Annotated in this window: 30 protein-coding genes; 15 read left to right on the top strand and 15 right to left on the bottom strand. The window is 28.0% G+C overall.

Annotated elements, in window-relative coordinates; all coding sequences use genetic code 11:
- Positions 1–153: 153 nt before the first annotated feature.
- Together FMM58_RS07045 and FMM58_RS07040 are read left to right on the top strand one after the other, a co-directional pair.
- Positions 154–681, top strand: a complete 528-nt coding sequence (locus FMM58_RS07045) for a hypothetical protein (RefSeq protein ID WP_150141557.1) — start codon at positions 154–156, stop codon at positions 679–681.
- Positions 638–925, top strand: a complete 288-nt coding sequence (locus FMM58_RS07040) for a hypothetical protein (RefSeq protein WP_150141555.1) — start codon at positions 638–640, stop codon at positions 923–925. The genes FMM58_RS07045 and FMM58_RS07040 overlap by 44 nt, the downstream gene beginning before the upstream one ends.
- Positions 926–948: 23 nt before the next feature.
- On the opposite strand, the gene thiF is transcribed toward FMM58_RS07040, so the two are convergent.
- The 5 genes from thiF to FMM58_RS07015 are packed head-to-tail and all read right to left on the bottom strand — an operon-like array spanning position 949 to position 4,328.
- Positions 949–1,743 (bottom strand): thiamine biosynthesis protein ThiF, encoded by a 795-nt coding sequence (gene thiF, locus FMM58_RS07035; protein WP_150141553.1) that lies wholly within the window; start codon positions 1,741–1,743, stop codon positions 949–951.
- A complete protein-coding gene (gene thiS / locus FMM58_RS07030) occupies positions 1,743–1,934 on the bottom strand; it encodes a sulfur carrier protein ThiS (RefSeq protein WP_150141551.1) in 192 nt (63 codons plus the stop codon). The genes thiF and thiS overlap by 1 nt, the downstream gene beginning before the upstream one ends.
- 8 nt (positions 1,935–1,942) lie before the next feature.
- On the bottom strand, positions 1,943–3,040 hold the full coding sequence (dapE, locus tag FMM58_RS07025; RefSeq protein WP_150141549.1) for a succinyl-diaminopimelate desuccinylase: 1,098 nt from the start codon (positions 3,038–3,040) through the stop codon (positions 1,943–1,945).
- A gap of 9 nt (positions 3,041–3,049) precedes the next feature.
- Positions 3,050–3,646: a LysE family transporter gene (locus FMM58_RS07020; protein WP_150141547.1), complete on the bottom strand. Its 597-nt coding sequence runs from the start codon at positions 3,644–3,646 to the stop codon at positions 3,050–3,052.
- Entirely contained in the window at positions 3,639–4,328 is a 690-nt protein-coding gene (locus tag FMM58_RS07015; protein WP_150141545.1) for an SIR2 family NAD-dependent protein deacylase, read from the bottom strand. Before FMM58_RS07015 ends, FMM58_RS07020 begins: the two co-directional genes overlap by 8 nt.
- A 326-nt stretch (positions 4,329–4,654) precedes the next feature.
- Between FMM58_RS07015 and FMM58_RS09385 the strand changes: the two genes are divergently transcribed.
- From FMM58_RS09385 to FMM58_RS06995, 4 genes are all read left to right on the top strand, one after another.
- On the top strand, positions 4,655–4,810 hold the full coding sequence (locus FMM58_RS09385; protein WP_150141676.1) for a DNA methyltransferase: 156 nt from the start codon (positions 4,655–4,657) through the stop codon (positions 4,808–4,810).
- A 45-nt stretch (positions 4,811–4,855) separates the two neighbouring features.
- Positions 4,856–5,098, top strand: a complete 243-nt coding sequence (locus FMM58_RS07005) for a hypothetical protein (protein ID WP_150141543.1) — start codon at positions 4,856–4,858, stop codon at positions 5,096–5,098.
- Positions 5,095–5,340, top strand: a complete 246-nt coding sequence (locus tag FMM58_RS07000; RefSeq protein ID WP_150141541.1) for a DNA methyltransferase — start codon at positions 5,095–5,097, stop codon at positions 5,338–5,340. Before FMM58_RS07005 ends, FMM58_RS07000 begins: the two co-directional genes overlap by 4 nt.
- A gap of 597 nt (positions 5,341–5,937) precedes the next feature.
- Positions 5,938–6,141 carry a hypothetical protein gene (locus FMM58_RS06995; RefSeq protein WP_150180531.1) on the top strand — a complete coding sequence of 68 codons (204 nt, stop codon included), beginning with the start codon at positions 5,938–5,940 and terminating at the stop codon, positions 6,139–6,141.
- Positions 6,142–6,143: 2 nt separating this feature from the next.
- On the opposite strand, the gene FMM58_RS06990 is transcribed toward FMM58_RS06995, so the two are convergent.
- The 8 genes from FMM58_RS06990 to waaC all read right to left on the bottom strand — a co-directional run bounded on the left by FMM58_RS06990 (position 6,144) and on the right by waaC (position 13,285).
- Positions 6,144–6,554, bottom strand: coding sequence for a hypothetical protein (locus tag FMM58_RS06990; protein WP_223810459.1), 411 nt, complete (start codon positions 6,552–6,554; stop codon positions 6,144–6,146).
- A 202-nt stretch (positions 6,555–6,756) separates the two neighbouring features.
- Positions 6,757–7,959: a transcriptional regulator gene (locus tag FMM58_RS06985; protein WP_150180530.1), complete on the bottom strand. Its 1,203-nt coding sequence runs from the start codon at positions 7,957–7,959 to the stop codon at positions 6,757–6,759.
- A gap of 286 nt (positions 7,960–8,245) precedes the next feature.
- The gene (locus tag FMM58_RS06980) at positions 8,246–8,575 is read right to left on the bottom strand and encodes a hypothetical protein (RefSeq protein ID WP_150141535.1); all 330 of its coding nucleotides are present in this window, start codon (positions 8,573–8,575) and stop codon (positions 8,246–8,248) included.
- A 44-nt stretch (positions 8,576–8,619) separates the two neighbouring features.
- Positions 8,620–9,006 carry a DUF4878 domain-containing protein gene (locus tag FMM58_RS06975; protein ID WP_150141533.1) on the bottom strand — a complete coding sequence of 129 codons (387 nt, stop codon included), beginning with the start codon at positions 9,004–9,006 and terminating at the stop codon, positions 8,620–8,622.
- Positions 9,007–9,245: 239 nt separating this feature from the next.
- Positions 9,246–9,767 (bottom strand): peptide-methionine (S)-S-oxide reductase MsrA, encoded by a 522-nt coding sequence (gene msrA / locus FMM58_RS06970; protein ID WP_150141675.1) that lies wholly within the window; start codon positions 9,765–9,767, stop codon positions 9,246–9,248.
- A gap of 93 nt (positions 9,768–9,860) precedes the next feature.
- Positions 9,861–11,399: a glycosyltransferase family 2 protein gene (locus FMM58_RS06965; protein WP_150141674.1), complete on the bottom strand. Its 1,539-nt coding sequence runs from the start codon at positions 11,397–11,399 to the stop codon at positions 9,861–9,863.
- Positions 11,386–12,279, bottom strand: coding sequence for a lipid A biosynthesis lauroyl acyltransferase (locus tag FMM58_RS06960; protein WP_190317967.1), 894 nt, complete (start codon positions 12,277–12,279; stop codon positions 11,386–11,388). Before FMM58_RS06960 ends, FMM58_RS06965 begins: the two co-directional genes overlap by 14 nt.
- Complete coding sequence (waaC, locus tag FMM58_RS06955; protein ID WP_150141532.1) at positions 12,263–13,285, bottom strand: lipopolysaccharide heptosyltransferase I; 1,023 nt, start codon at positions 13,283–13,285, stop codon at positions 12,263–12,265. The genes FMM58_RS06960 and waaC overlap by 17 nt, the downstream gene beginning before the upstream one ends.
- Positions 13,286–13,353: 68 nt before the next feature.
- Here waaC and FMM58_RS06950 point away from each other — a divergent pair, with 68 nt between their 5' ends.
- The 9 genes from FMM58_RS06950 (at position 13,354) to FMM58_RS06915 (ending at position 18,143) form a co-directional block, all read left to right on the top strand.
- Positions 13,354–14,151, top strand: a complete 798-nt coding sequence (locus tag FMM58_RS06950; protein WP_150141673.1) for a 3'-5' exonuclease — start codon at positions 13,354–13,356, stop codon at positions 14,149–14,151.
- A gap of 39 nt (positions 14,152–14,190) precedes the next feature.
- A complete protein-coding gene (galE, locus tag FMM58_RS06945) occupies positions 14,191–15,204 on the top strand; it encodes a UDP-glucose 4-epimerase GalE (RefSeq protein WP_150141530.1) in 1,014 nt (337 codons plus the stop codon).
- Positions 15,205–15,401: 197 nt separating this feature from the next.
- The gene (locus FMM58_RS09380; protein WP_150141671.1) at positions 15,402–15,587 is read left to right on the top strand and encodes a DUF4878 domain-containing protein; all 186 of its coding nucleotides are present in this window, start codon (positions 15,402–15,404) and stop codon (positions 15,585–15,587) included.
- Between the two features lie 11 nt (positions 15,588–15,598).
- Complete coding sequence (locus tag FMM58_RS08780) at positions 15,599–15,751, top strand: hypothetical protein (protein ID WP_190317966.1); 153 nt, start codon at positions 15,599–15,601, stop codon at positions 15,749–15,751.
- 29 nt (positions 15,752–15,780) lie between these two features.
- The gene (locus tag FMM58_RS06935; protein WP_150141528.1) at positions 15,781–16,062 is read left to right on the top strand and encodes a DUF4878 domain-containing protein; all 282 of its coding nucleotides are present in this window, start codon (positions 15,781–15,783) and stop codon (positions 16,060–16,062) included.
- 102 nt (positions 16,063–16,164) lie between these two features.
- Positions 16,165–16,878, top strand: coding sequence for a DUF2726 domain-containing protein (locus tag FMM58_RS06930; protein ID WP_150141526.1), 714 nt, complete (start codon positions 16,165–16,167; stop codon positions 16,876–16,878).
- A gap of 210 nt (positions 16,879–17,088) precedes the next feature.
- Positions 17,089–17,496: a DUF4878 domain-containing protein gene (locus FMM58_RS06925; RefSeq protein ID WP_150141524.1), complete on the top strand. Its 408-nt coding sequence runs from the start codon at positions 17,089–17,091 to the stop codon at positions 17,494–17,496.
- A gap of 85 nt (positions 17,497–17,581) precedes the next feature.
- Positions 17,582–17,926, top strand: a complete 345-nt coding sequence (locus FMM58_RS06920) for a hypothetical protein (RefSeq protein WP_150151951.1) — start codon at positions 17,582–17,584, stop codon at positions 17,924–17,926.
- Positions 17,895–18,143, top strand: a complete 249-nt coding sequence (locus tag FMM58_RS06915) for a hypothetical protein (RefSeq protein WP_150141520.1) — start codon at positions 17,895–17,897, stop codon at positions 18,141–18,143. Before FMM58_RS06920 ends, FMM58_RS06915 begins: the two co-directional genes overlap by 32 nt.
- Here FMM58_RS06915 and murG read toward each other — a convergent pair.
- Positions 18,133–19,143: an undecaprenyldiphospho-muramoylpentapeptide beta-N-acetylglucosaminyltransferase gene (murG, locus tag FMM58_RS06910; protein ID WP_150141518.1), complete on the bottom strand. Its 1,011-nt coding sequence runs from the start codon at positions 19,141–19,143 to the stop codon at positions 18,133–18,135. The two genes, FMM58_RS06915 and murG, sit on opposite strands and share 11 nt — an antisense overlap.
- Positions 19,137–20,300: a putative lipid II flippase FtsW gene (ftsW, locus tag FMM58_RS06905; RefSeq protein WP_150141516.1), complete on the bottom strand. Its 1,164-nt coding sequence runs from the start codon at positions 20,298–20,300 to the stop codon at positions 19,137–19,139. Before ftsW ends, murG begins: the two co-directional genes overlap by 7 nt.
- Positions 20,301–20,378: the final 78 nt, after the last annotated feature.

Here is a 20,378-nt window from a genome sequence, read left to right as displayed (position 1 = left end):
AAGTATATTAAAAGATGAAAAAATAGCATTAATAGGTGATAAAATTTTAGAAAGTGAGCAGTTTTTAAAATCTCAAAAAGCAAAAAGTAATGAAAGTTACTTTCCTAAAAAATTGAAGATTTTAATATAGAAGAAAGATTTTTTTTAAAGGCTATGAATATAATAGAACTTGAATTTAACGAACTTAAAAAGAATTTTAATTTTGAAAGCAAAGAAGAGTTTATAAAAGAATTTAAAACATACATAATACAATTTCACACAAATCAAAAAAAACACTTAAAAACTAATGGTAAACTCGAACTTGCAAAAGCAGTTTTGAACAAATTTAAAGACAACAAAGATAGGGTAATGGTCAATTATAAAATAGGAGATTTAAAAGTACATAAATTTGAGATTAAAGATAATCAAACTATATTGATAAGTAAAGAAACAAAAATAGTAAATAAAAATTATGAGTGGCTTTATTGCAATAAAATTATAAAAGATAGTGAGCTTGAAACTAAAATTTTAGACTATAGAAAACAAAAAAAAGAATTAGATGATGTTTATGATACTTGGTTTGTATTAAGAAACGAACGTTTTAAAGAATTTAAACTTTATGCTGATATAGGAAAAGAAGTGGTTAAAGCAAGAGGTTTTGAACCTGATTTTATATTGTTTGCAAAAGAAAAAAAATGGTGAAGATTTTGGTGTTGAATGTATATTAGAGGTTAAGGGAGAAATTTATGAAGAAAAAGATAAATGGAAAGAAGATTTTATGAAAGAAAATAATAATAAGGAATTTAAAATTATTAATAATATCTTTGATGATAAAATACTAAAATTGCTTGGTCTATCATTTTTTAAGGTTAAAAATAATAATAATTTTGAAAGAGAATTTGAAGACTTTGTATTAAAAAATAACAATAAACTTAAAGGACTTTAAATTCCTTTCAGTTAAATATCCTTTTACCTTGCCAAAAGTTCTAAAACCAAATTTGCTTGGTGTGCTGCACAGATATTAACGCGAGGGGCCATTAAACCATTACCATGTCTAGCTGCATTTTTTAAATCTCCACAAACATAAAAATTTTGTGCAATTTTTCGCGTTTGAATAGAATTTGAATCCCCATATCCAGCAAGACCAGAGGCACAGATTAAAATTTTATCCTTAAAAATAGAATGAAAATTTTGTGCTAACATGGCCTTAGCCTGAGCACTATCAAAGGCCTCACAAACTATATCATCATTTATAAAAAGTTCTTTGATATTATCCTTTGTAACCCTTGTAGTATGTATATTTACGCTTATAAAGGGGTTTATTTGCTTAATTTGAATTTGCAAAGCCTCGGTTTTAAACTTACCCAAATCATTAACTAAATAAGCTTGTCTATTTAGATTACTTGCATCAACTATATCAAAATCGATTAAATTTAAGTGCCCCACCCCACTTCTTGCAAGCATAATGGCTATGTTAGAACCAAGCCCACCAAGTCCACATATGCTAACACTTGCCTTTTTAAGCTTATCATGTAGTTTTGGCGTATGCCTTGCCCTCATCATAGCATCAAGGGCGTTTTCATCAGGCATAGTATTTTTAGGTATGCAAAAAAGCTCATCCCCCTCTTTCAAAGGCAAATTTTCCTTAGTAGCAAAGCCATTTACTATAAAAACATCGCTTTCATCCTTGCTTTGCGTTTTGAAAAAATCAAGGCTATTTTGAAACTGCGTCGTACATTCCTTGCCATTAAATTTAATACGCATCAACCACCTCCCACAAAATGCACAACCTCAGCTCTATCGCCTTCTTTAAAAACTAGGTCTTTAAACTCATCTTTTTTTATTATTTTGCCATTTAATTCTAAGGCTACAAATTCTTCCTTTAAGCCTCTTTGTGCTAAAAAATCCACAAATTTAAGTTCTTTAAAATCTAATTTTTCTCCATTAATTATCATTTTTATCCTTAAAAATTTTCTATTAAATCCTTGAAAATTAAACAAAGTTTTTCAAATTCATCAATGCTTACTCTTTCATCAACTGCGTGAATTCTATCATTACAAACGCCAAATTCAGCCACATTTACGCCAAATTGTGCAAAAAATCTCGCATCACTAGTACCTCCCTTTGTGTTAAGTTCAGGCACAACAGAGGTTATTTTTTGTACGCTTTTATTTAGAATTTGAACGATTTTATTTTGCGAATTTGTAAGAAAAGGCAAGGAACTTTGTTCTAAGCAAAGTTCGAAATTTAAACTCTCACAAATCTTTTCTACATAATTTTTAACATCTTCTATGCTAGTTTGACTAGAATTTCTCACATTAAACATTATTTTTAACTCACTTGGGGTTACATTGCTAAGCTCTAAACCCCCTCTTATATCGGTGATTACTATCTTTGAGGGGGCAAATTCAGCACTACCTCCATCTAGGTTAAAATCAGCCAAAAGCTTTAAAAGTGGGGCAAATTCATGCACTGGATTTATACATTTTTCAGGGTATGCTACGTGTCCTTGTTTTCCTTTTATACGCAAAATTCCATTTATAGAACCTCTCCTGCCTATCTTTATACTATCGCCTAATTCCTTAACGCAGGTAGGCTCAGCCACTATAGCAAAATCAGGCAATAAATCTTTTTCTTTTAAAAATTCCAATGCCTTTAAGGTACCAAATTTAGCCTCGCCTTCTTCATCGCTTGTAATGATAGCCGTTAACCTGCCCCCATTAAAACTAGCATTACTCATAGCCCATAAAAATGCTGCAAGCCCACTTTTCATATCTTGCGCACCCCTTGCGTAAATAAAGCCATCTTTTTCAACGGGCTTAAAAGGACTAGTATTCCAACAATCTCCTGGCGAAACCACGTCTATATGACCTCCAAAGGCTAGGTGTTCGCCCTCATCTTTAAACTTTTTGCTTAAAATTAAATTTCTAACCCCATTTTCATCAACAAAAAAGGCATCAAATTCGTTTAATTCTAAGGCTATAAAATTTAATGCCCCATCATCTTTTGGAGTGATTGATTTAAATTTTAAAAGCTCCATTAAAAGTTCTTTTGCATTCATTATCTTTTCCTAAAAAAAATTTTTGTATATTAGCATAATTGCGAAATATTCAATAATAATTGCTGAAACAAAATTTATAATATGTATAATTTTTGCCGTAAATAAGTGACTAAATTTACCCACAAAAAAAGATAGGCAAAATACCCAAGAAATAATGGCCAAAATCAATCCAAAAAACATAAAATTTGCGTGTTCATTTAAGGCACTAAGGGTTGCTACGCTTAGCCAAAAGCCTATTATGTAGGGGTTTAAAAAATTTAAAAATAAACCCTTGCTAAAACTTTTTAAAAGCCTTTCGTTTATGTTTTGACTTTGAATTTGTAAATTTTTTTGCTTACTTTTTAGCATTAAAAAGGCTATGTAGCTTAAAAAACAAAAGCCAAATATTGCTAGGGTTTTTAAAATATAATCTTGATTTAAAAATTTTAAAATTCCAAAGCTAAGCAAAAGAAAATAAATCATATCAGCACACATTGCCCCAAGCCCTAATAAAAAGGCGTTTTTAAAGGATTGTAATGCGTAAGTTAGTATTAAGATATTTAAAGGACCAAAGGGAACTGCTACCCCAAAACCTAATAACAAGCCATTTAATAATGCCTCAAGCACCTAAAAATTCCCTTATATCTTCTGAAATTTTAAGTATAGCCGTACTAGCATTTTCTTCATAAGCCTTATCAAAACATGGTCTTAACTCGGCTATATCAAGGCTATTTAAAATGCTTTGTTCGCACATTCTAGCATAGCAATGAACGGGTAAAACGGTCCCACTTGTGCCAATTGCTATAAATAAATGAGTTTGTTCTAAGAGTTTGTGAAGTGTATTATAGGCCGGGGCTTGTTCTTCAAACATTATAATATTATGCCTTATATGCTTACTATCACATTTAGGACAGCTTTTGTCTTTATAACTTTCATAGCCTATATTAAAGATATTTTCACATTCTAAACAGCGAAGTTCGGGTAAAAAGCCATGTAAATGAATGATCTCCTTACAACCTGCCCTTTCTAGTAAATCGTCTACATTTTGAGTTACTACAAAAAGATTATCTTTATAAGTATCTTTTAATTTGGCTATTACTTCGTGTGCCTTGTTTGGGACTACTTCTTTAAGTTGTGCCCTTCTTTCATCATAAAAATCAAGGACCTTGCTAGGATTTTTAGCAAAACCAGTAGCAGAACACACCTCCATTAAATCGTGTTGTTCCCATAAGCCTCCATTATCCCTAAAGGTTTTAAGACCACTTTCAGCACTTAAACCAGCGCCACTTAAAATCATTACATTTTTCATTTTTAACTCCCCTTTTATTAAAAGTTGAAATTTTAGCATATTTAGCTTGAAATTTAACAAAAAATTAATAATAATTAAAAATATATTCTTTTAACAATTAGTTATTAAACATAAGGAATTTATATAAAGTTTTTGCTAAAAAGCACGATATAGGATTGAATCTTTTCAAAATATTGCTTAAAAGCCTAGCTTAGCTAGGCTTTTTTTTATGTCTATTTTTTAATCTATAAAAGGTATAATTACACAAAAACAAGGCTCAAATATACAAGATATAATCATTAATTGCGATATGCTTGATTATGTAAAAACGCTAAAAAAACAATAGTATAGATTTAATCATTGCAGACCCTCCTTATTTTGAGATTAAGGGCGAGTTTGATTTTGGTGTTTTTAAAGATAAGAATGAGTATTTAGCTTGGTGTAAAAAATGGCTTATGCAGATGCAAAGAATTTTAAAGGATAATGGGACCTTGATATTATAGGGTGGGGTTGGACATAAACCACTTACCTTTGCAAGAGTGGCTATTATGATTGAAAATGAAAAATTATTTAAGATTAAAAACTGGATAACCCAAAGAAATAGTCGTGGTATAGGGACTAAGAAAAATTATATGTCAGCAAGGGAGGATTTTTTATTTTTAACAAAAAGCGAAAATTATACCTTTAATATCCCTTATACTAATGAAAAATCTACTAGAAAAGACTTAGGGGCTAATGGAAAGCCTAGAAAAATACACATAAAAGGGTTTCTAATGTATGGGCTGATATAACGGAAGCTTCTCAATCAAGCATTGAAAGGTGTGGCCATCCTACTATAAAAGCCCAAAAGCTTTGCGATAGGATAATTCAAACGCATTCAAATGAAGGAGATATTATCTTCGTGCCCTTTGTAGGAAGTGGAAGTGAAATAATATCTGCAATTCATAACAATAGAAAAGCCTTTGGCTGTGAAATAAATAAAGAATACTGCAAACTAGCAAAAGAAAGGATGAAGAAGTTTTTAAATGATTGACATAAAAGATATTATTTGTATTGATTGTGCTAAATTTAATATAAACGATAAAAATATACAAAGATTACAAACCATACACATAACACTTGGCAAGAAAACAGATATAAGCTAACAAAGAAAAAAGATACTAAGCTTGGAAAAATAGCTGAATTTTGTGTTAATCAATATTTAAAAACTAATATAAAAACTCTAAATTTACCTAGTTATAATGATTTTAGAACAGATAATTTTAAAAAACACGCACCCTTTGATTGTCTTTTATTTAATGATAATGTAAATATAGAACAAATCATAAATAAAATAAATAATGAAGTAAGTAAGTTTGCTTATGGGAGTATAAGCGATAAATTAAAATATGAGTGTTTGCAAAATAAAATTTATATTTGTAAGATAAAATCAACTAGGATTAACAAAAGACATTTATTAAATAAAAAAAATAAATTTTCAAGCTATTTTAAATGATGATTTTTTAACATATCTTAAATATTTAAGGATAGATAAAAACAATTTAATAAATAGCATTGAAGATTATAAAAACTATATAAATAAAAGATTTAGCGTAAATATAATTAAATTTTAAAAATAGAACTTCAAAACATGGTCCATATTTATATAAGAGTTTACATAGACGAAATAAATAAAAAGGCTTATATTATAGGAATGGTTAGCAATAAAAGCTTTAAAAATAATCTTACTATAAAACATATGAGACAAAAAAATAAAAGTGAAAATGCCTTATATTTGGCTACAAATTTAAAAAATGGAGTTTGTATAAAATTATTATCAAAATTAAGTTTTTAATTTTATCTAGTACGCACCCTATTTTTATTAAGCTTAATTGAAATTAATTTATCAAACCACACAATATTTTTATATAAATTTAACTCATTATTTTTTATTTGTGCTATTAATTCGTAATTTTTGCTATTATCATAGATAAAAACATTATCACAAAAGGAAGTAACTTTTAATAAATTTTGCATACTCTCATAATATCTTTTTTCTATCAAATTTGAAGCTACATTATGCTTACCCTTGCTAACTCTTATTTTTACCCTTTCTTTTGCAATATCTACGCTATTAACCCCCATAAAATACAAGATTATATTATAGTTTTTTTCTTTTAACTCATTAAATAATCTTAATATAGACTTGCCACAAAACGTACTTTCTTTATTAAAACTTAAATTATCATTAATATACATATCACGCATTTTTATGGCTATCTTTGAGGCCCTAATTTGAGTTTGTCTATCTCTTGGGTCGCCTATGCTTTAGGCTATCTCATCCACATTAGTTCTATATCCTAAATTTATCTTTTCTTCTTGCATTTTATAATATAAAGTAGAGTTTTTCCTGTCCCATTAACACCCCTAAAAATGCTAACTTTAAGCATAATTACTCCTTATAAATTTTTTAACAACTTCTGCCCTTAAAAGATAATTTTTTAGTTTTTAAATCCTTGCTTTTTTCTTTTAAAATGTTAAGGGCCAATTTGGCTTGTTCTTTAATAAAAGTTTCAAAGGCATTTAACCATTCATCACTAAGATTAAAAAGTTCATGTTTTTTAATCTTAAAATTTAAAAGTTGTTTTAAAGAATTTTCATGTCTAGGTCTAACATAAATTGAAAGTTGTTGTTTAAAAGTATAATTCATGCTAGTAATATAGTTTTGTGCAATACTTAAAATATTTTTTAAATCCTGTGTTTGCATTAAATTTAACAAGACTAAGCCATTGTCAAAAATGGGGGCAGGTCTTAAAATTTCATTTGTATCATTATCAATAATCATTCCAAAATTTCCCAAATGCCTATCTGTATTGCCAATAATTGCATCAAAAAGCATTAAATTTTCAAAATTTTCCTTGCCAAAAATATCTTCAATATATTTTTCTTTTTTAAACGAAAATTTCTCTTTTCTTTCTTCTTTTGGCAAAAAATAATAAATCGGTACATAGCCTTCTTTTTCATTTGTAAATATAGGGCATGCACTAACTAATTCTTTATGAAATTCTTTTAAATCATAAAAAACAGCATCAAATCCTAAAATTTTAGCTACTTGATAAGAATAATACTCGCTAAATACTTCTTTTCCTTGAAAATTTCCCTTATACAAATAAATTTTTTCATTGAGTCTATGCCAGCATTTTTTAAGCATGCCATTTGTAGTAAACTCAGGTGAAATAGTTAAACCACTTATGCTTTCATTTTTACCAATAAAAGCCACTAGTTCTAAAATTTCACTAAAATTATTTTCATAAAGATTATAATCTTTCCATTTATAATTTTTATCAAAGGGCGTAATCCAGTAAGTATCATTTAAGGATAAGCCAAAAGAAATATCTATATAAGACATAAAATTATTTGGGTTATAATCTTTATGTGCTTTTAAAATTTTATTTGCAAAAGCCCTATTAGAAGGAATTTTTCTTTTTTCTATCCACTTGCTTATATTATCTTTGGTTAATTGAACTTCGTAATTTAAGGGTATAGGCAATAAATCTTTTTTTAAAACTAAAAAATTGACAATATGATATTCGATCCTAAATTTATCAATTTTTTCTTTTTTAATTTCAAATTCCAAAATATCGATATCTTTATTTTTTAATACATATCTCATTTTTCTAAACTTTGCATTAAGTCATTAATATTATAAAATGGTCCTTCAACCTCGCCATTTTCAATCTCCTTAATAGCCCTTAATGTATCCTTGCTAAACTTTTTAGTTAAAATTTTAGCTTTTTTAACTTTTTTTGTATATTTTTTTTATTCATAATCTGTGTATTTACCTTCTTCTATAAATTGTTTTTTAACTCCTAAATTTTTAAAGTCATATTCAGTAATTACAGCATGTTTTAGATTTTTTATATCAAAAAAGCATCCTTTTCCTATCAAAATAGGATTAACTAAAAAAAGTTCTTAAAATAGGAACCTATGTTAAATTTTTTTGCTAATTTATCATTAAATTCATAAATTACTTCTTTTTCTAAAAGCCCTTTAAGACTTCTATAAAAAGAACTTTTTGACATATAACCCTTAACGCAACCTTTAAATGAAGTACCCGTTATAACAATACCTTGATAATTCATGCGATCTAAAATATTAAAAAACAATTTCTTTTCATTTTTATCTAAATAAATAGCATAAGTAGTAAGATTATCAATCAAAAGTTGTAAGAATTCGTCTCTTGTTTGTGCTTTTGTTATTATAACTTCACTTTTAGTCTCATAATCCATTTTATCCTTTTCCTAAATGTAGTTTTTAAAATTATAACAAAAACTTAAAATTTAAATTCCACTTTCCACTCGTTATTTATATTTTTTAAAGTAAATGTTTCGGTGGCTGTTTTGCCATTTGTTAAATTTAATTTTAAAACAATCTTAGCATTTTCTTTTTCTATTATTTCTTCTAAAACTTCCACACCCTTAATCTCGCCATAGTGCTTAAAGCCCACATTTAATGCATTTACTAAAAAATCAATATCAGCGTCAATCTCTGCCTTTTCTAAGTTCTCAAATTTCTTATCGCCCATATACATTAAGGACTTTACCTTTTCATTGTCCTTATCTTTTATAGCAAAAAACATTTGAGAAGCTATTTCGCTAGGGTTAGCAAAAGAAAAATTTACAAAAAAGACTAAAAGAAAAAATCTAAATATTTTTAACATTAAATATCCTTTTTTTAAAAAAATATTATTTAATTTTCTTTAAATTTTTCTTTAATTTTTTAAAGATTAAGGAAATTTCACATTTTCTTTTAAATTCATAAAAAACCTTAAAAAAATATAAAAAAAATTTGTGAAAATATAAAGCTTAAAGTGCCTTTTTATAGGTATTTAAAAAGAAATTCACAGCGTGAAAAGGCTGTGAATAAAATGTAAAATTTCTTTAACTTAAAGGGAGTAAATTAGTGATTTTTAACCTTATCAAGCTTTGGAGCTATAACAAAACGACAATAAGCAGCGTTTGGATTTTTCTTAAAATAATGTTGATGATAATCTTCTGCCTTAGTATAGCTTTCAAGCTTATAAAGCTTAGTAACTATAGGCTTAGAATAGCTATTTTGAGCGTTTTTTATAAAATCATCTATGATTTTTTTATCATCATTACTTTCATAAAAAATAGCCGAACGATACTGAATTCCAGCATCTGCCCCCTGTCTATCAAGGCTAGTTGGGTCATGCATTTTAAAAAATAACTCAAGCACCTTATTAAGCGAAATTTTACTATCATCAAAGCTAATCTTTGCTACTTCTATATTGCCATCTCCATTACTTACTGATTTATAAGTGGGATTCATAGGTCCACCTGAATAACCAACCTCGGTATTTGTAACACCTTCAATAGTCTCAAAAACTGCCTCAACGCACCAAAAACAACCTCCTCCTAAAATTATACTTTTTTCGCTAGCATTTGAAATTCCAAGCATTAAAAGCACTCCTAAAATAATTTTTTTCATTATCTATCCTTAAAATATATTTAAAATCAAATTATATAAGTACTTTTTAAATAAAGACTAAATTTATATTTTTTTCCAAGAAATTTTGCGATTTTTAATGGTATCTAGGTAAAGTTGATGATTTTTATCTAACATATTTTTATCATTTTCAAGGTGATAAATATGATAAGCAATGGCATAAAATTTAAGCCTATGAAAAAATCCACCATTAAATAAAAATCTTGCCACAAATTCACTATCTTCCCTGCCCCAGCCCTCAAAATTTTCATTAAAACCATCAATTGCGTTAAAATCGGCCTTAAAAAAGCTCATATTGCAAGTCTTACTACCTCTAACAATCTCTTTTTTATCAAAAAAATTAGCCTTAGTTTTTGAAAATTTATACATAAAAAAGGCAAGTATTTTACTTCTTAAAGCCTTTATATCCTTGTGCTTAAAAGCCAAAGCAAAATCATTTGTTTTTAAAATTTTATCGCTTTCATTTTCATTTAAAATAATCCTAGAACCTTGCAACAAAACGCCCTTTTGTGCAAATGCTAAATGGTCTTTTATAAATTTTTTTTCTAAAATCATATCCCCATCGATTAAAATTATATATTCATTTTTTGCTGCTTTTATGGCTAAATTTCTACTTTTAGCTGCACGAAATCCCTTATCTTCTTGCCATACATGCTTTAAAGGACAAGAAAAATCTAGCATAAATTTATTTATAAGTTCTTTTGTATCTTCCTTGCTTCCATCATCTGCGATTATTACTTCATTGGGGGAAGGTGTTAAATTTTTTACAGAGTTTAAAACTAAATTTAATCTTTCTTTTTGATTGTAAGTAGTGATTATAAGAGAGGTTTTAGGAATGCTTAATTCAAAGGCTTTCATGTATTTAAACACCCCTCCCAGTGCGTTACAAAATGAGATTATAAAACCCTTATAGCCATAGCAAATTCCCTTTTTTAAAAAATAATGCTTAAAAAAGGTAAAAGCACCATGATTTAAAGCCTTCATAGGAGTTGATTTTTTATGTAAATTTTGCTGCGCCCATAGGGTTGAGTACTTTTGCATTTTAGTAATCAAATGTGAAATATCATTAAAAGCATAGTGAATAAGGGAAGTTTTAAGATAAATTTTTTGCGTTTCTTTTGGTAAAATAAGGCTTTCATGCACTAAATTATCATTAAATTTGCTAAAATTTTTATTAAAAATTCTAAATACAAAATCAGGATCCCATCCACAAGCCTTTATCCACTCATTTTTATAAAGATTTTTTCTAGGCAAGGCTACAATAGAATTTATATTTAAATTTATGTTTTTAAGCTCGTCTAAACTTTCAAGTATCTCATCGCTATCAATTAAAAAAATCCACTCATTTTTAGCCTTTGAAATGGCTAAGTTTTTTAAGGGGCCAAAGCCTATAAATTCGCTTGAAAAAAGTTGTAAATTCTTATAATTTTGTCTAAATTCTTCTATAAGTTCTATGGTTTTATCATCGCTTTGATTATCAACTATTACAATCTCACCAAATTCCTTAACCGAATTTAAACACCTTAAAATATGGTTTTGGGCATTTTTTACTATCATGCAAACTGAAATTTTACTTAAATTCATTGTCTCTCTCGTAAAGTTTTTTATCAAATCTCCTATGAAAGAAAAAATACTCATCAGGCTTAAATTTAATCATTTCTTCACAACACCTTGCTTGATAAAGAGTTAATTCTTCTATATTATGATTTGTACTATCCATAGTCTCAAAGCTTTTTATATGATATTTATTATCTTTTTGATATATAAAACAAGCAATCATTAAGGCATTTGTTTTCTTAGCTATAACACTAGCTGCCATGAAAAAATTTACTTCTTGGCCAAAAAATTTTATTTGTAAGCCCTCGGTGTGTGAAGATTGCTGGTCTGTTAAAAGGGCTAACATTCTATTATTTTTCAAGGCTTTTAGCATTTGTTTAACGCTTGTGCCACTTTTTTTATCTATTAATTCTATGCCAAACTGAATTCTATTTTTACTTAAAATTTTATCCATAACCTTACTATCAAGTCCCCTGCTAACTACTGAAATAGGACCAAAATTTATTGCAAAGGCTAAAGAACCAAGCTCCCAATTTCCATAATGGGCTGTTGTTAAAATGAGTGGTCTTTTTGAATTTAACGCCTTTTTAATGCTTTCTTCATCATCAAAAACTACTTTTTTTAATACTTTTTCCTTTGTAGTGTTTTGATTTTGCAAACAATCTATACCAAAATTTGCAAAATTATTATAAATTTTAAAAGAAAGTTTGTTTCTTGCTTTTTTGCTTAAATCCTTAAAACAAATTCTAAGATTTATATCAATTATGCGTCTGTGCTTTTTATCAAGCAAAAATACCACTTTTGCAACAAAATAAGCTAGAAATTTTAGTATGAAATTTGGCAAAATGCTAACTATAATTTTAAGCACATAATAAGTGCTTAAATAAAGCCTATCTATCATTGTCATATAAAATTTCCTTAGCTAAGTCATAAATATCTTTTTCGTTTATGTTTTCTATGCAATTATCATTTTTATCGATATGATAGACATCAATATCCTTTTTTCCAGCATTTATGCTTTTATTAATATGAGTTTTAAAAAAATTTCTTGCACTTGGCGTTGGTCCAAAAATGGTAATTGAGGGCTTATTCATAGCAAAGGCCAAATGAGTTGGACCGCTGTCATTTCCTATTACTAAGCTTACTAATCTAGTTAGGGCTATTAATTCTTTCAAATTTAATCTTGGCAAAATTTCAATTTGTCCATTAAGCATACTTAACTTTAAAACTTCCTTGCTAAAATTAAGTTCTTTTTCACTTCCATGACAAAGCCAAATTTTTATATTTTTATCATCGCAAAGCAAAGTACAAAGTCTAGCTAAATTTTCTTTTGGGTAAATTTTATTTTCAACGCTAGAACCCACATGAATTAAGATATTTTTTTGACTCAAATTTAAATTCTTAGCTAATCTTTCTTTGATACTCTCATCTGCTTCAAAAACGCTTTGTTTAAAAATGATATTTTTTGGCTCAAAATCAGCATTTAAAGCAAAGGCAACAAGACTTAGGTATCTTACATAGACATTTTCACTATAAGATAAATTTAATTTTTGATTATAAAAGTTATGGGCTAGACTTTCTTTTAAGCTTTTTGCATCAAAGCCAAAACTATTGCGACTTAAAATCCTTGAAACAAGGGCTGATTTTATAAGACCTTGCAAATCTAAAACGCTATTGTATTTATTTTTCCTAGCATTAAATAAAATCTTAAAGCTTTTAAAAATTTTTTTATCCTTTAAAGGCAGGGCATATAATTTATCAATCAAGGGGTGATTTTCTAAAATTTCTTTAAATTTTTCATCAATAAACCAATGAATTTTTATATTTGGATTATTTTTTTTAATAAAATGCAAAACGATAGCACTTTGGATAATATCACCAAGTGCAGATAAACGAACTATTGCTATTTTCATGCATACCTAATTTTTATAATTTTTTGCTATGATTTTAACAAATTTTTTTAAAAAAAGGGTAATGAATGATGCAAAACAATATAGAATATATTTGCGTTTTTGATTGTGAGACAATCCCTGATACAACGCTTATTAAAAAAATTTATGGCTTTGATGGTGATGATTTAGAAATTAGCCAAATGGCTCAAAGTGTGCAAAAAGAAAAAACAGGCAGTGAGTTTTTACCCATTCCCTTTCATAAAATAGTAAGCATTTGTGCGGTAATATGTGATAAATTTGGTCGTTTTATCAAGGTTGATAACATAAATGGGGAAAATGAAGAAGAAATGGTAAAGAATTTTTTTCACTTTGTTAATAAACGTAGGCCTCGCCTTGTTAGCTTTAATGGTAAGGGTTTTGATATGCCCGTGCTTATTTTAAGGGCATTAAAATACAATGTAAAGGCACATGCTTACCTTGATACTAGCGAAAAATGGAATAATTATAGAACAAAATATACAGAAAATAAGCATTGTGATTTATTAGAAATTTTAAGCAATTTTAATAGTAGTGGACGAATGACACTTGATTCTATTTGTTCTATGGCAAATTTACCTGGAAAATACGATATAAGTGGCGATAAGGTAATGGAACTTTACTATAACAACGAACTTGATAAGATAAATGAATATTGTGAAAGCGATACACTAAATACTTACATGCTTTTTTTAAAATATGAATTTATCAAGGGTTATGTAAATGAAGAAGATTATATGAATTATCTTTTTAAAATGAGTGAATATTTGCAAAAAAATAAAAAAGAAAGGGGCTATACGGAAATTTTTGTTAAGGCTTGTGAGGATGAGATAGAAAGGATTAAGACCTAATTTAAAAATTTATTTTAAAATAACAAAAAAGGATAAAAAATGAAAATTTTAATTACAGGTGGGGCTGGTTATATAGGCTCTCATACCCTAAGACAGTTTTTAAATACAAAACACGAACTTTTCGTGCTTGATAATCTTAGCAAGGGTTCAAGTATAGCTATTAATGATTTACAAAAATTAAAAAATTTTAACTTTATAAAACAAGATTTAAGCGATTTTAAGGGCGTAAAAGAACTTTTTAAGAAAGAAAAATTTGACGCAGTGGTTCATTTTGCAGCAAGTATAGAGGTCTTTGAAAGCATGCAAAATCCTTTAAAATACTATATGAATAACACTATAAACACTACAAATTTAATACATTCTTGTCTAGAAGAAAATGTAAATAATTTTATCTTTTCATCTACTGCAGCTACTTATGGAGAGCCAAAAACTGAGATTGTTAGCGAAACAAGTACTTTACAGCCTATAAATCCTTATGGTCGTTCAAAATTAATGAGTGAAGAGGTTTTAAGGGATGCAAGCAAAGCAAAACCAGAATTTAAGCATTGTATTTTAAGATATTTTAATGTGGCTGGTGCTTGTATGGACTTTGATATAGGTCAACGCTACGACAAGGCTACGCTTTTAATAAAGGTAGCTGCTGAATGTGCTGCAGGTAAGAGAGATAAAATTTTTATCTTTGGGGATGATTATAATACAAGGGATGGAACTTGTATAAGAGATTACATACATGTAGATGATATTTCAAGTGCTCATTTAGCAGGACTTGAGTATTTGCAAAATAATGAAAGTTCAGTTTTTAATGTGGGTTATGGCCATGGATTTAGCGTAAAAGAGGTGATTGAAACTATGAAAATGGTTAGTGGGGTTGATTTTAAGGTTGAAATTTCACAAAGAAGACCAGGAGACCCTAGCATTCTTATATCAAATGCAAATAAAATCAAAGAAAAAACCTCTTGGAAGCCAAAATTTGATGACTTAAAACTCATTTGTAAAAGTGCTTATGAATGGGAATTAAAACTAATAAAGGAAAAAAATGTTAAAAATGTTTAAGTTGAGTTTTTTAGCTCTTATTTTAATGTGCTTTATGCAGTGATGGTCCAGGTAAGGTTGTAGAAAATTTTACTAAGGATTCTTTTAGTAGCAATGTGAAAAAAATGTTTTCTCACATTTATATACCAGAAGAAGAATTGCAAAAAACAAGTACTAAGAAAGTATTTATAGGTAAAATGTCAATGATGGCAGGATAGATTAAAAAAGAAGTTGAGAAAAAAGGTGGTTTTAAATCAATAGAAATTTTAGATGAAAAAATATATAGTGAAACTGATACTGCTGTGGTAAAAGTTAGAGTAATTTTTAAAGATGGTAGTAGTGGTGATGAAAGTTACACTCTTCATAAAACAAAGAATGGTTGGAAAATTAACATGAATAAATAAAGCTTAAACCCTTGGGGTTTAAGGTTATAATAAAGGAAAAAAATGTTTATATTAAGTTTTTTAGCACTTATAATAGTTATTTTATAGCTTGTAGCAAGGAAGATACTAGTATTTCAAATAATAATATAACTAGTCCAAATGTGGTAGCACAAGATTTTATATAATAGCCTTTTCAAATAAAAATTATAAACAAATGATTGATTTAATTGATTTAGATGAAGAAAGATTACAAGACAAAGATTATATTAAAACTGATTTAAAACAAGATATAGATAAAATAAGCGATAGAAAACTACTAAATGGATATACTGAGATTAATCTTATAGAATTAATAGATGAAGAAATAAAAGAAGATGAAGCTAAGGTTATACTTAAAATAGAACTAAGAAGAGAAACTTCAAGCGTTCAAACTATAAGGCTTAAAAAGATTAAGGGCAATTGGAAAGTAAAAATGGACCAAAATTCTAGCCTTTAATTTTGTGTAAAATTGTTTCAAAAAGCTTAAAATAATTTAAATTTAAAGCATTAAAATAAAATTTTTGCTAAAATATAAGAAAGTTTATACAAGGATTAAAATATGGATAAGGAAATTCAAAGACTTCGTGCTGAAAATGAGCTTTTAAAAGAAGAATGTTTGCATTTAAAAAAATTATTAAAACCAAACGAAAAAGAAAACAAAATAAGGGTTGAGATAAATGAACTTATAAAGGATATGTTAGAATTTAATCTACTTGATGAGTTTTTACAAGAAATTAGTTTTAGCAAAGATGCCCTGGTTGCAAATTTGCTTAAAAAAACAGATGATGAAAGATATAAAACTATTAATTTTTTGCGTCATTTATGTTTTGAAGAAAGTATAAAAAAAGATGAGATAAGCACAAAGAAAAATATCTTTAACAAACAAGAAAAGGAGATTTACAAAGCACTTTGCAAGATAGCAAATAAACATAGTGCTAGTGTTTATCCGCAAATTTCTTTATCGGCTATTTTAGAGCATAAAAATAGGGCTTGTTTTGCAATGAGTGGAAAATTTGTTGATTTTTTAATAGCTTGTAGCGAACATTCAAAACCACTTTGCGTGATAGAATACTTTGATAATAATCACTATACTACAGATGATGATTTAAGAATTCATAAACAATACACAGATAAACTTAAAAAAATGCTTTTAAAAAAGGCAGGTGTAAAACTCATAATTTTAGACTTTGCAAATTTACAAAATGAAAAAGGCGAACTTTCAAAAGATAAGCTAAACAAGGCTTTAAAAAAGGGTTTGAAAGAAGTTTTTTAAGTTATTATTTTTCAAAATACCTAAATTTCAAAAAAATTAAAAAAAATATAATTTTGTATTTGATTTAAAGGGATAAAAATGAGCGAGTCTAATCATATAGACAAGTATAAAGAATTAGAAAAACAATGTACAAAATTAGAAAATGAACTAAAAGAAAAATTACAAAATTATTTTGATGAAAAAATTGAAATTTAACAAAAATAAGAAAAAATGTTAAAAAAATGTTTAAGTTGGATATTAGCCCTTATTTTAGTTAGTTTTGTGGCTTGTAGCAGTGATAGTCCAGGCGATGTTGTAAAAGATTTTACTAATAATGCCTTTAATAACAAAACAGAAAAAATGCTATCTAATCTTTTATCAAAAGAAGAAATGAAAGAAGAGTTTAAAAAAGAAGGAAAAAAAGAAGCATCAATAGGTAAAATGCAAATGTTAGCAGGACGCGTACAAAATATGACAGCTAGTCATGGAGGCCTTAAATCAGTAGAAATTTTAGAAGAAAAAATAGAAGGTGATACTGCAAAGGTAAAGGCTAGAACGAATTTTAAAGATGGCAAAAGTAGCGATGATAATTTTAGACTTCGCAAAGCAAAAGATGGCTGGAAAATTCAACTTAACTAAAAATTTTTAAGCCTTTATATGCTTAAAAATTTAAACTCAAATGAAGAAAAAATTATTTTTAATTTTATGCTTAATATCTTTTTTATTGATAATTATCTTTTTTAAACCCTTTAAAAATACTGAAAATAATGGCTTAAAAATACAAGATTTAAAGGATTTTCCAAAGTTACAAATAGCAGATTTGATTTTTAGACAAGGCATTGGGGCTGATAGCCTAATTATACAACAACTTAGCCAAAGTCCTTTTTATCATATAGGAATTATTGTTAAAACAAGCCCTATAATGATACTTCACGCAAGTGCTGATTACGAGGATAAAGACTTAAATAAAGTTGAAATTATAAGCCTTGAAGATTTTTTAAAACTTTCAAAAAACATAGCTATAAAAAAGATTAAATTTGACCCACGTACAAAAAGAAGAACTTGTTAAAAATTTAAAAAATGAGATTGGAAAGGAATTTGTTTTAAGTAGCGATGAGGATAATTTGTATTGTACTACCTTGCTTGAAAAGGCCATAAAGCCATTTTTAAATTTTGATTTAAATTATTCACATGTACAACTTCTAATTTTTCGTGGAAAATACCTATATCCAAAAGCATCTTATGATGATAATAATAGCGTTTTGATATATAAATTTAAAGATTAAGCGCCCTATAAAGCAAGATATCAGCCCCGTTTTTTTGAGTCACATTTGAAAGCTTAGAACTTATAAATTCTAAATTTAGCCTAAATATGCTTTTTAAGACATTTTCATTACTTAGTGTATTTTGCATAAAAAGATCGCATAAGTTTTGATTATATAAAAAAAGGGCGTTAAAAAATTGATGATTTTTTGTAGCATGTGGATAGGGGATAAATATGCAAGGTAAGGCATTTGCACAAAGTTCAAAAAGTGTGCTAGCTCCTGCTCTTGAAATAGCTAAATCAGCCTTAGCCATTTTTAAACACAAATTCTTATCAAAGTCAAAAATATCAGCACTAATTCCTAAATTTTCATAAGCCTTTTTACATTTTTCAAGATCATTTTTTCCACATTGATGAATGATTTTAATGCCCTTTTCATTTAAAACGGGGGCTAAATTGAGAGCTAATTCATTAATAAAACTCGCCCCTTGAGAACCACCTAAAAAAATGATACTTTCAAGTTTTTTTCTAATTCTTGCATTATCAAAAAATTTATCACTCACAGGATAAGGACAAGGATTTTTAATAAAAGCAGAATAAAAGCCCTTAGCAAAAGGTTTTAAAAGCATATTTAAAGACCCACTTTTTGAATTTTGTTCGTGTATAAAAAGAGGAATTTTACTAAATAAAGCCCCAAAAGAAGCAGGGGCTGCACTATAACCTCCTACGCTAAAAACAGCCTTAATATCATATTTTTTAAAAATTTTCTTACACTCAAAGGCAAGTTTTATTATGTGAAAAAAAGCACTAAATTTACCAAATTTAGCCTTATTTACAACCCCACTTGAACTTAAAAAATACTTAGCTTTAAATTTGTTTTCATTTTCAAACCAAGCCTTATCCTGCCCATTTTCACTTCCTATATAAATGCACTCAATACCCTTTTTTGTTGCACTTTCAAGTAGTGCACGAACTATAGCAAGGTGACCACCAGTGCCACCACCTGTTAAAACTATCATAATTTAACCTTTTTTGAAATCATTAACACATACCCAAGCCCTATACAAATAGCCCACATCGAACTACCTCCATAGCTTAAAAGTGGTACAGCAACGCCCTTTAAAGGTGTTAGTGAGATAACGCCAAAGGCATTCATAAAAAAAGAAAATAAAAGCAGCAAGGCAATGCCTGAACAAAATATAAAATGTTCTTTTTTTTCACAACGACCCGCAATGCGTAAAATTCTTAAAATCATATAAAGATATAAAACACAAATAAAGCCAAGCCCTACAAGCCCTATTTCTTCGGTAATACCTGATAAAACAAAATCGGTATGCACCTCGCTTAAAAAGCCTAATTTAAAGGTACCAAGTCCAAGGCCTTCTCCAAAAAAGCCTCCATGTGCAATAGCGTTTAAGGAGTGAGAAATTTGATAGGGTTCATTTTTTTCACTTACCTTTAAAGCTACACTCATCCACTCAGGAAAGATAGGTAAAAAGGCATCTTGAATATTGCCCCACCAACTTTTTATACGCTCTATTCTTCTTTGATTGCTAAAAATTACCATAAGCCCTATGATAAACACAAAGACACCACCAAGGGCAAAAAGCCTTTTACTTGTACCTGCAAAAAAAGCTAGGGAAAACACTAAAAATAAAGAAATAATACTTTGTCCTAAATCATTTTGCGTAAAATAAATATAACCAATAATCAAAGTAGATACGATTAAATAGGGAAGCAGTATTAAAATTTCGTTTTTAATAGCCTTTTTATCATCGTTAATTCTTCTTGTATAAGACCAGGCTAAAAAATATATCAAGCCTATTTTAAAAAACTCAACAGGAGAAACAGATATGGGCCCAAGTCTTATCCACCTTTTTGCCCCTCCACTTGCAGTAGCTAGTGAGGTTGGCAAAAAAGGTAAGATTATAATGCTTATAAAGGATATTAAAAGCACAAATATAATAAATTTATTTGCATAAGGGCTATCGGGGTTAAGTTGCGAAAGTAGAAACATTATTAAAATTCCACTTAAACCAAAAAAAAGTTGTCTTATAAAAAAATGAAAGTCATCATATTCAAAATATAACACGGCAAAAGAACTTAGCGAGTAAGAAAAAATTATGCCTATGGTGATTAAAACAGAACTAGAATAAAACAATTTTTTATCTGCACACATTAAAGACCTTGTTTAAATTATAAATTTCAATTATAGCTAAAATGAGTTTATGCTTTTTTATAAAAATTATCTTTTTAC

The organism is Campylobacter sp. LR291e, assembly GCF_008633915.1.
Classification (GTDB): domain Bacteria; phylum Campylobacterota; class Campylobacteria; order Campylobacterales; family Campylobacteraceae; genus Campylobacter_D.
This window is presented reverse-complemented; position numbering and strand designations above follow the sequence as displayed.

Bases quoted from the DNA above. Each gene is read 5' to 3' on its own strand.
- FMM58_RS07045 (WP_150141557.1), top strand. From the start codon at position 154: ATGAATATAATAGAACTTGAATTTAACGAACTTAAAAAGAATTTTAAT.
- thiF (WP_150141553.1), bottom strand. From the start codon at position 1,743: ATGCGTATTAAATTTAATGGCAAGGAATGTACGACGCAGTTTCAAAAT.
- thiS (WP_150141551.1), bottom strand. From the start codon at position 1,934: ATGATAATTAATGGAGAAAAATTAGATTTTAAAGAACTTAAATTTGTG.
- dapE (WP_150141549.1), bottom strand. From the start codon at position 3,040: ATGAATGCAAAAGAACTTTTAATGGAGCTTTTAAAATTTAAATCAATC.
- FMM58_RS07015 (WP_150141545.1), bottom strand. From the start codon at position 4,328: ATGAAAAATGTAATGATTTTAAGTGGCGCTGGTTTAAGTGCTGAAAGT.
- FMM58_RS07005 (WP_150141543.1), top strand. From the start codon at position 4,856: ATGATTGAAAATGAAAAATTATTTAAGATTAAAAACTGGATAACCCAA.
- FMM58_RS06995 (WP_150180531.1), top strand. From the start codon at position 5,938: ATGGTCCATATTTATATAAGAGTTTACATAGACGAAATAAATAAAAAG.
- FMM58_RS06990 (WP_223810459.1), bottom strand. From the start codon at position 6,554: ATGCGTGATATGTATATTAATGATAATTTAAGTTTTAATAAAGAAAGT.
- FMM58_RS06985 (WP_150180530.1), bottom strand. From the start codon at position 7,959: ATGAGATATGTATTAAAAAATAAAGATATCGATATTTTGGAATTTGAA.
- FMM58_RS06980 (WP_150141535.1), bottom strand. From the start codon at position 8,575: ATGGATTATGAGACTAAAAGTGAAGTTATAATAACAAAAGCACAAACA.
- FMM58_RS06975 (WP_150141533.1), bottom strand. From the start codon at position 9,006: ATGTTAAAAATATTTAGATTTTTTCTTTTAGTCTTTTTTGTAAATTTT.
- msrA (WP_150141675.1), bottom strand. From the start codon at position 9,767: ATGCTTGGAATTTCAAATGCTAGCGAAAAAAGTATAATTTTAGGAGGA.
- FMM58_RS06965 (WP_150141674.1), bottom strand. From the start codon at position 11,399: ATGAATTTAAGTAAAATTTCAGTTTGCATGATAGTAAAAAATGCCCAA.
- FMM58_RS06960 (WP_190317967.1), bottom strand. From the start codon at position 12,279: ATGACAATGATAGATAGGCTTTATTTAAGCACTTATTATGTGCTTAAA.
- waaC (WP_150141532.1), bottom strand. From the start codon at position 13,285: ATGAAAATAGCAATAGTTCGTTTATCTGCACTTGGTGATATTATCCAA.
- FMM58_RS06950 (WP_150141673.1), top strand. From the start codon at position 13,354: ATGCAAAACAATATAGAATATATTTGCGTTTTTGATTGTGAGACAATC.
- galE (WP_150141530.1), top strand. From the start codon at position 14,191: ATGAAAATTTTAATTACAGGTGGGGCTGGTTATATAGGCTCTCATACC.
- FMM58_RS06935 (WP_150141528.1), top strand. From the start codon at position 15,781: ATGATTGATTTAATTGATTTAGATGAAGAAAGATTACAAGACAAAGAT.
- FMM58_RS06930 (WP_150141526.1), top strand. From the start codon at position 16,165: ATGGATAAGGAAATTCAAAGACTTCGTGCTGAAAATGAGCTTTTAAAA.
- FMM58_RS06925 (WP_150141524.1), top strand. From the start codon at position 17,089: ATGTTAAAAAAATGTTTAAGTTGGATATTAGCCCTTATTTTAGTTAGT.
- ftsW (WP_150141516.1), bottom strand. From the start codon at position 20,300: ATGTGTGCAGATAAAAAATTGTTTTATTCTAGTTCTGTTTTAATCACC.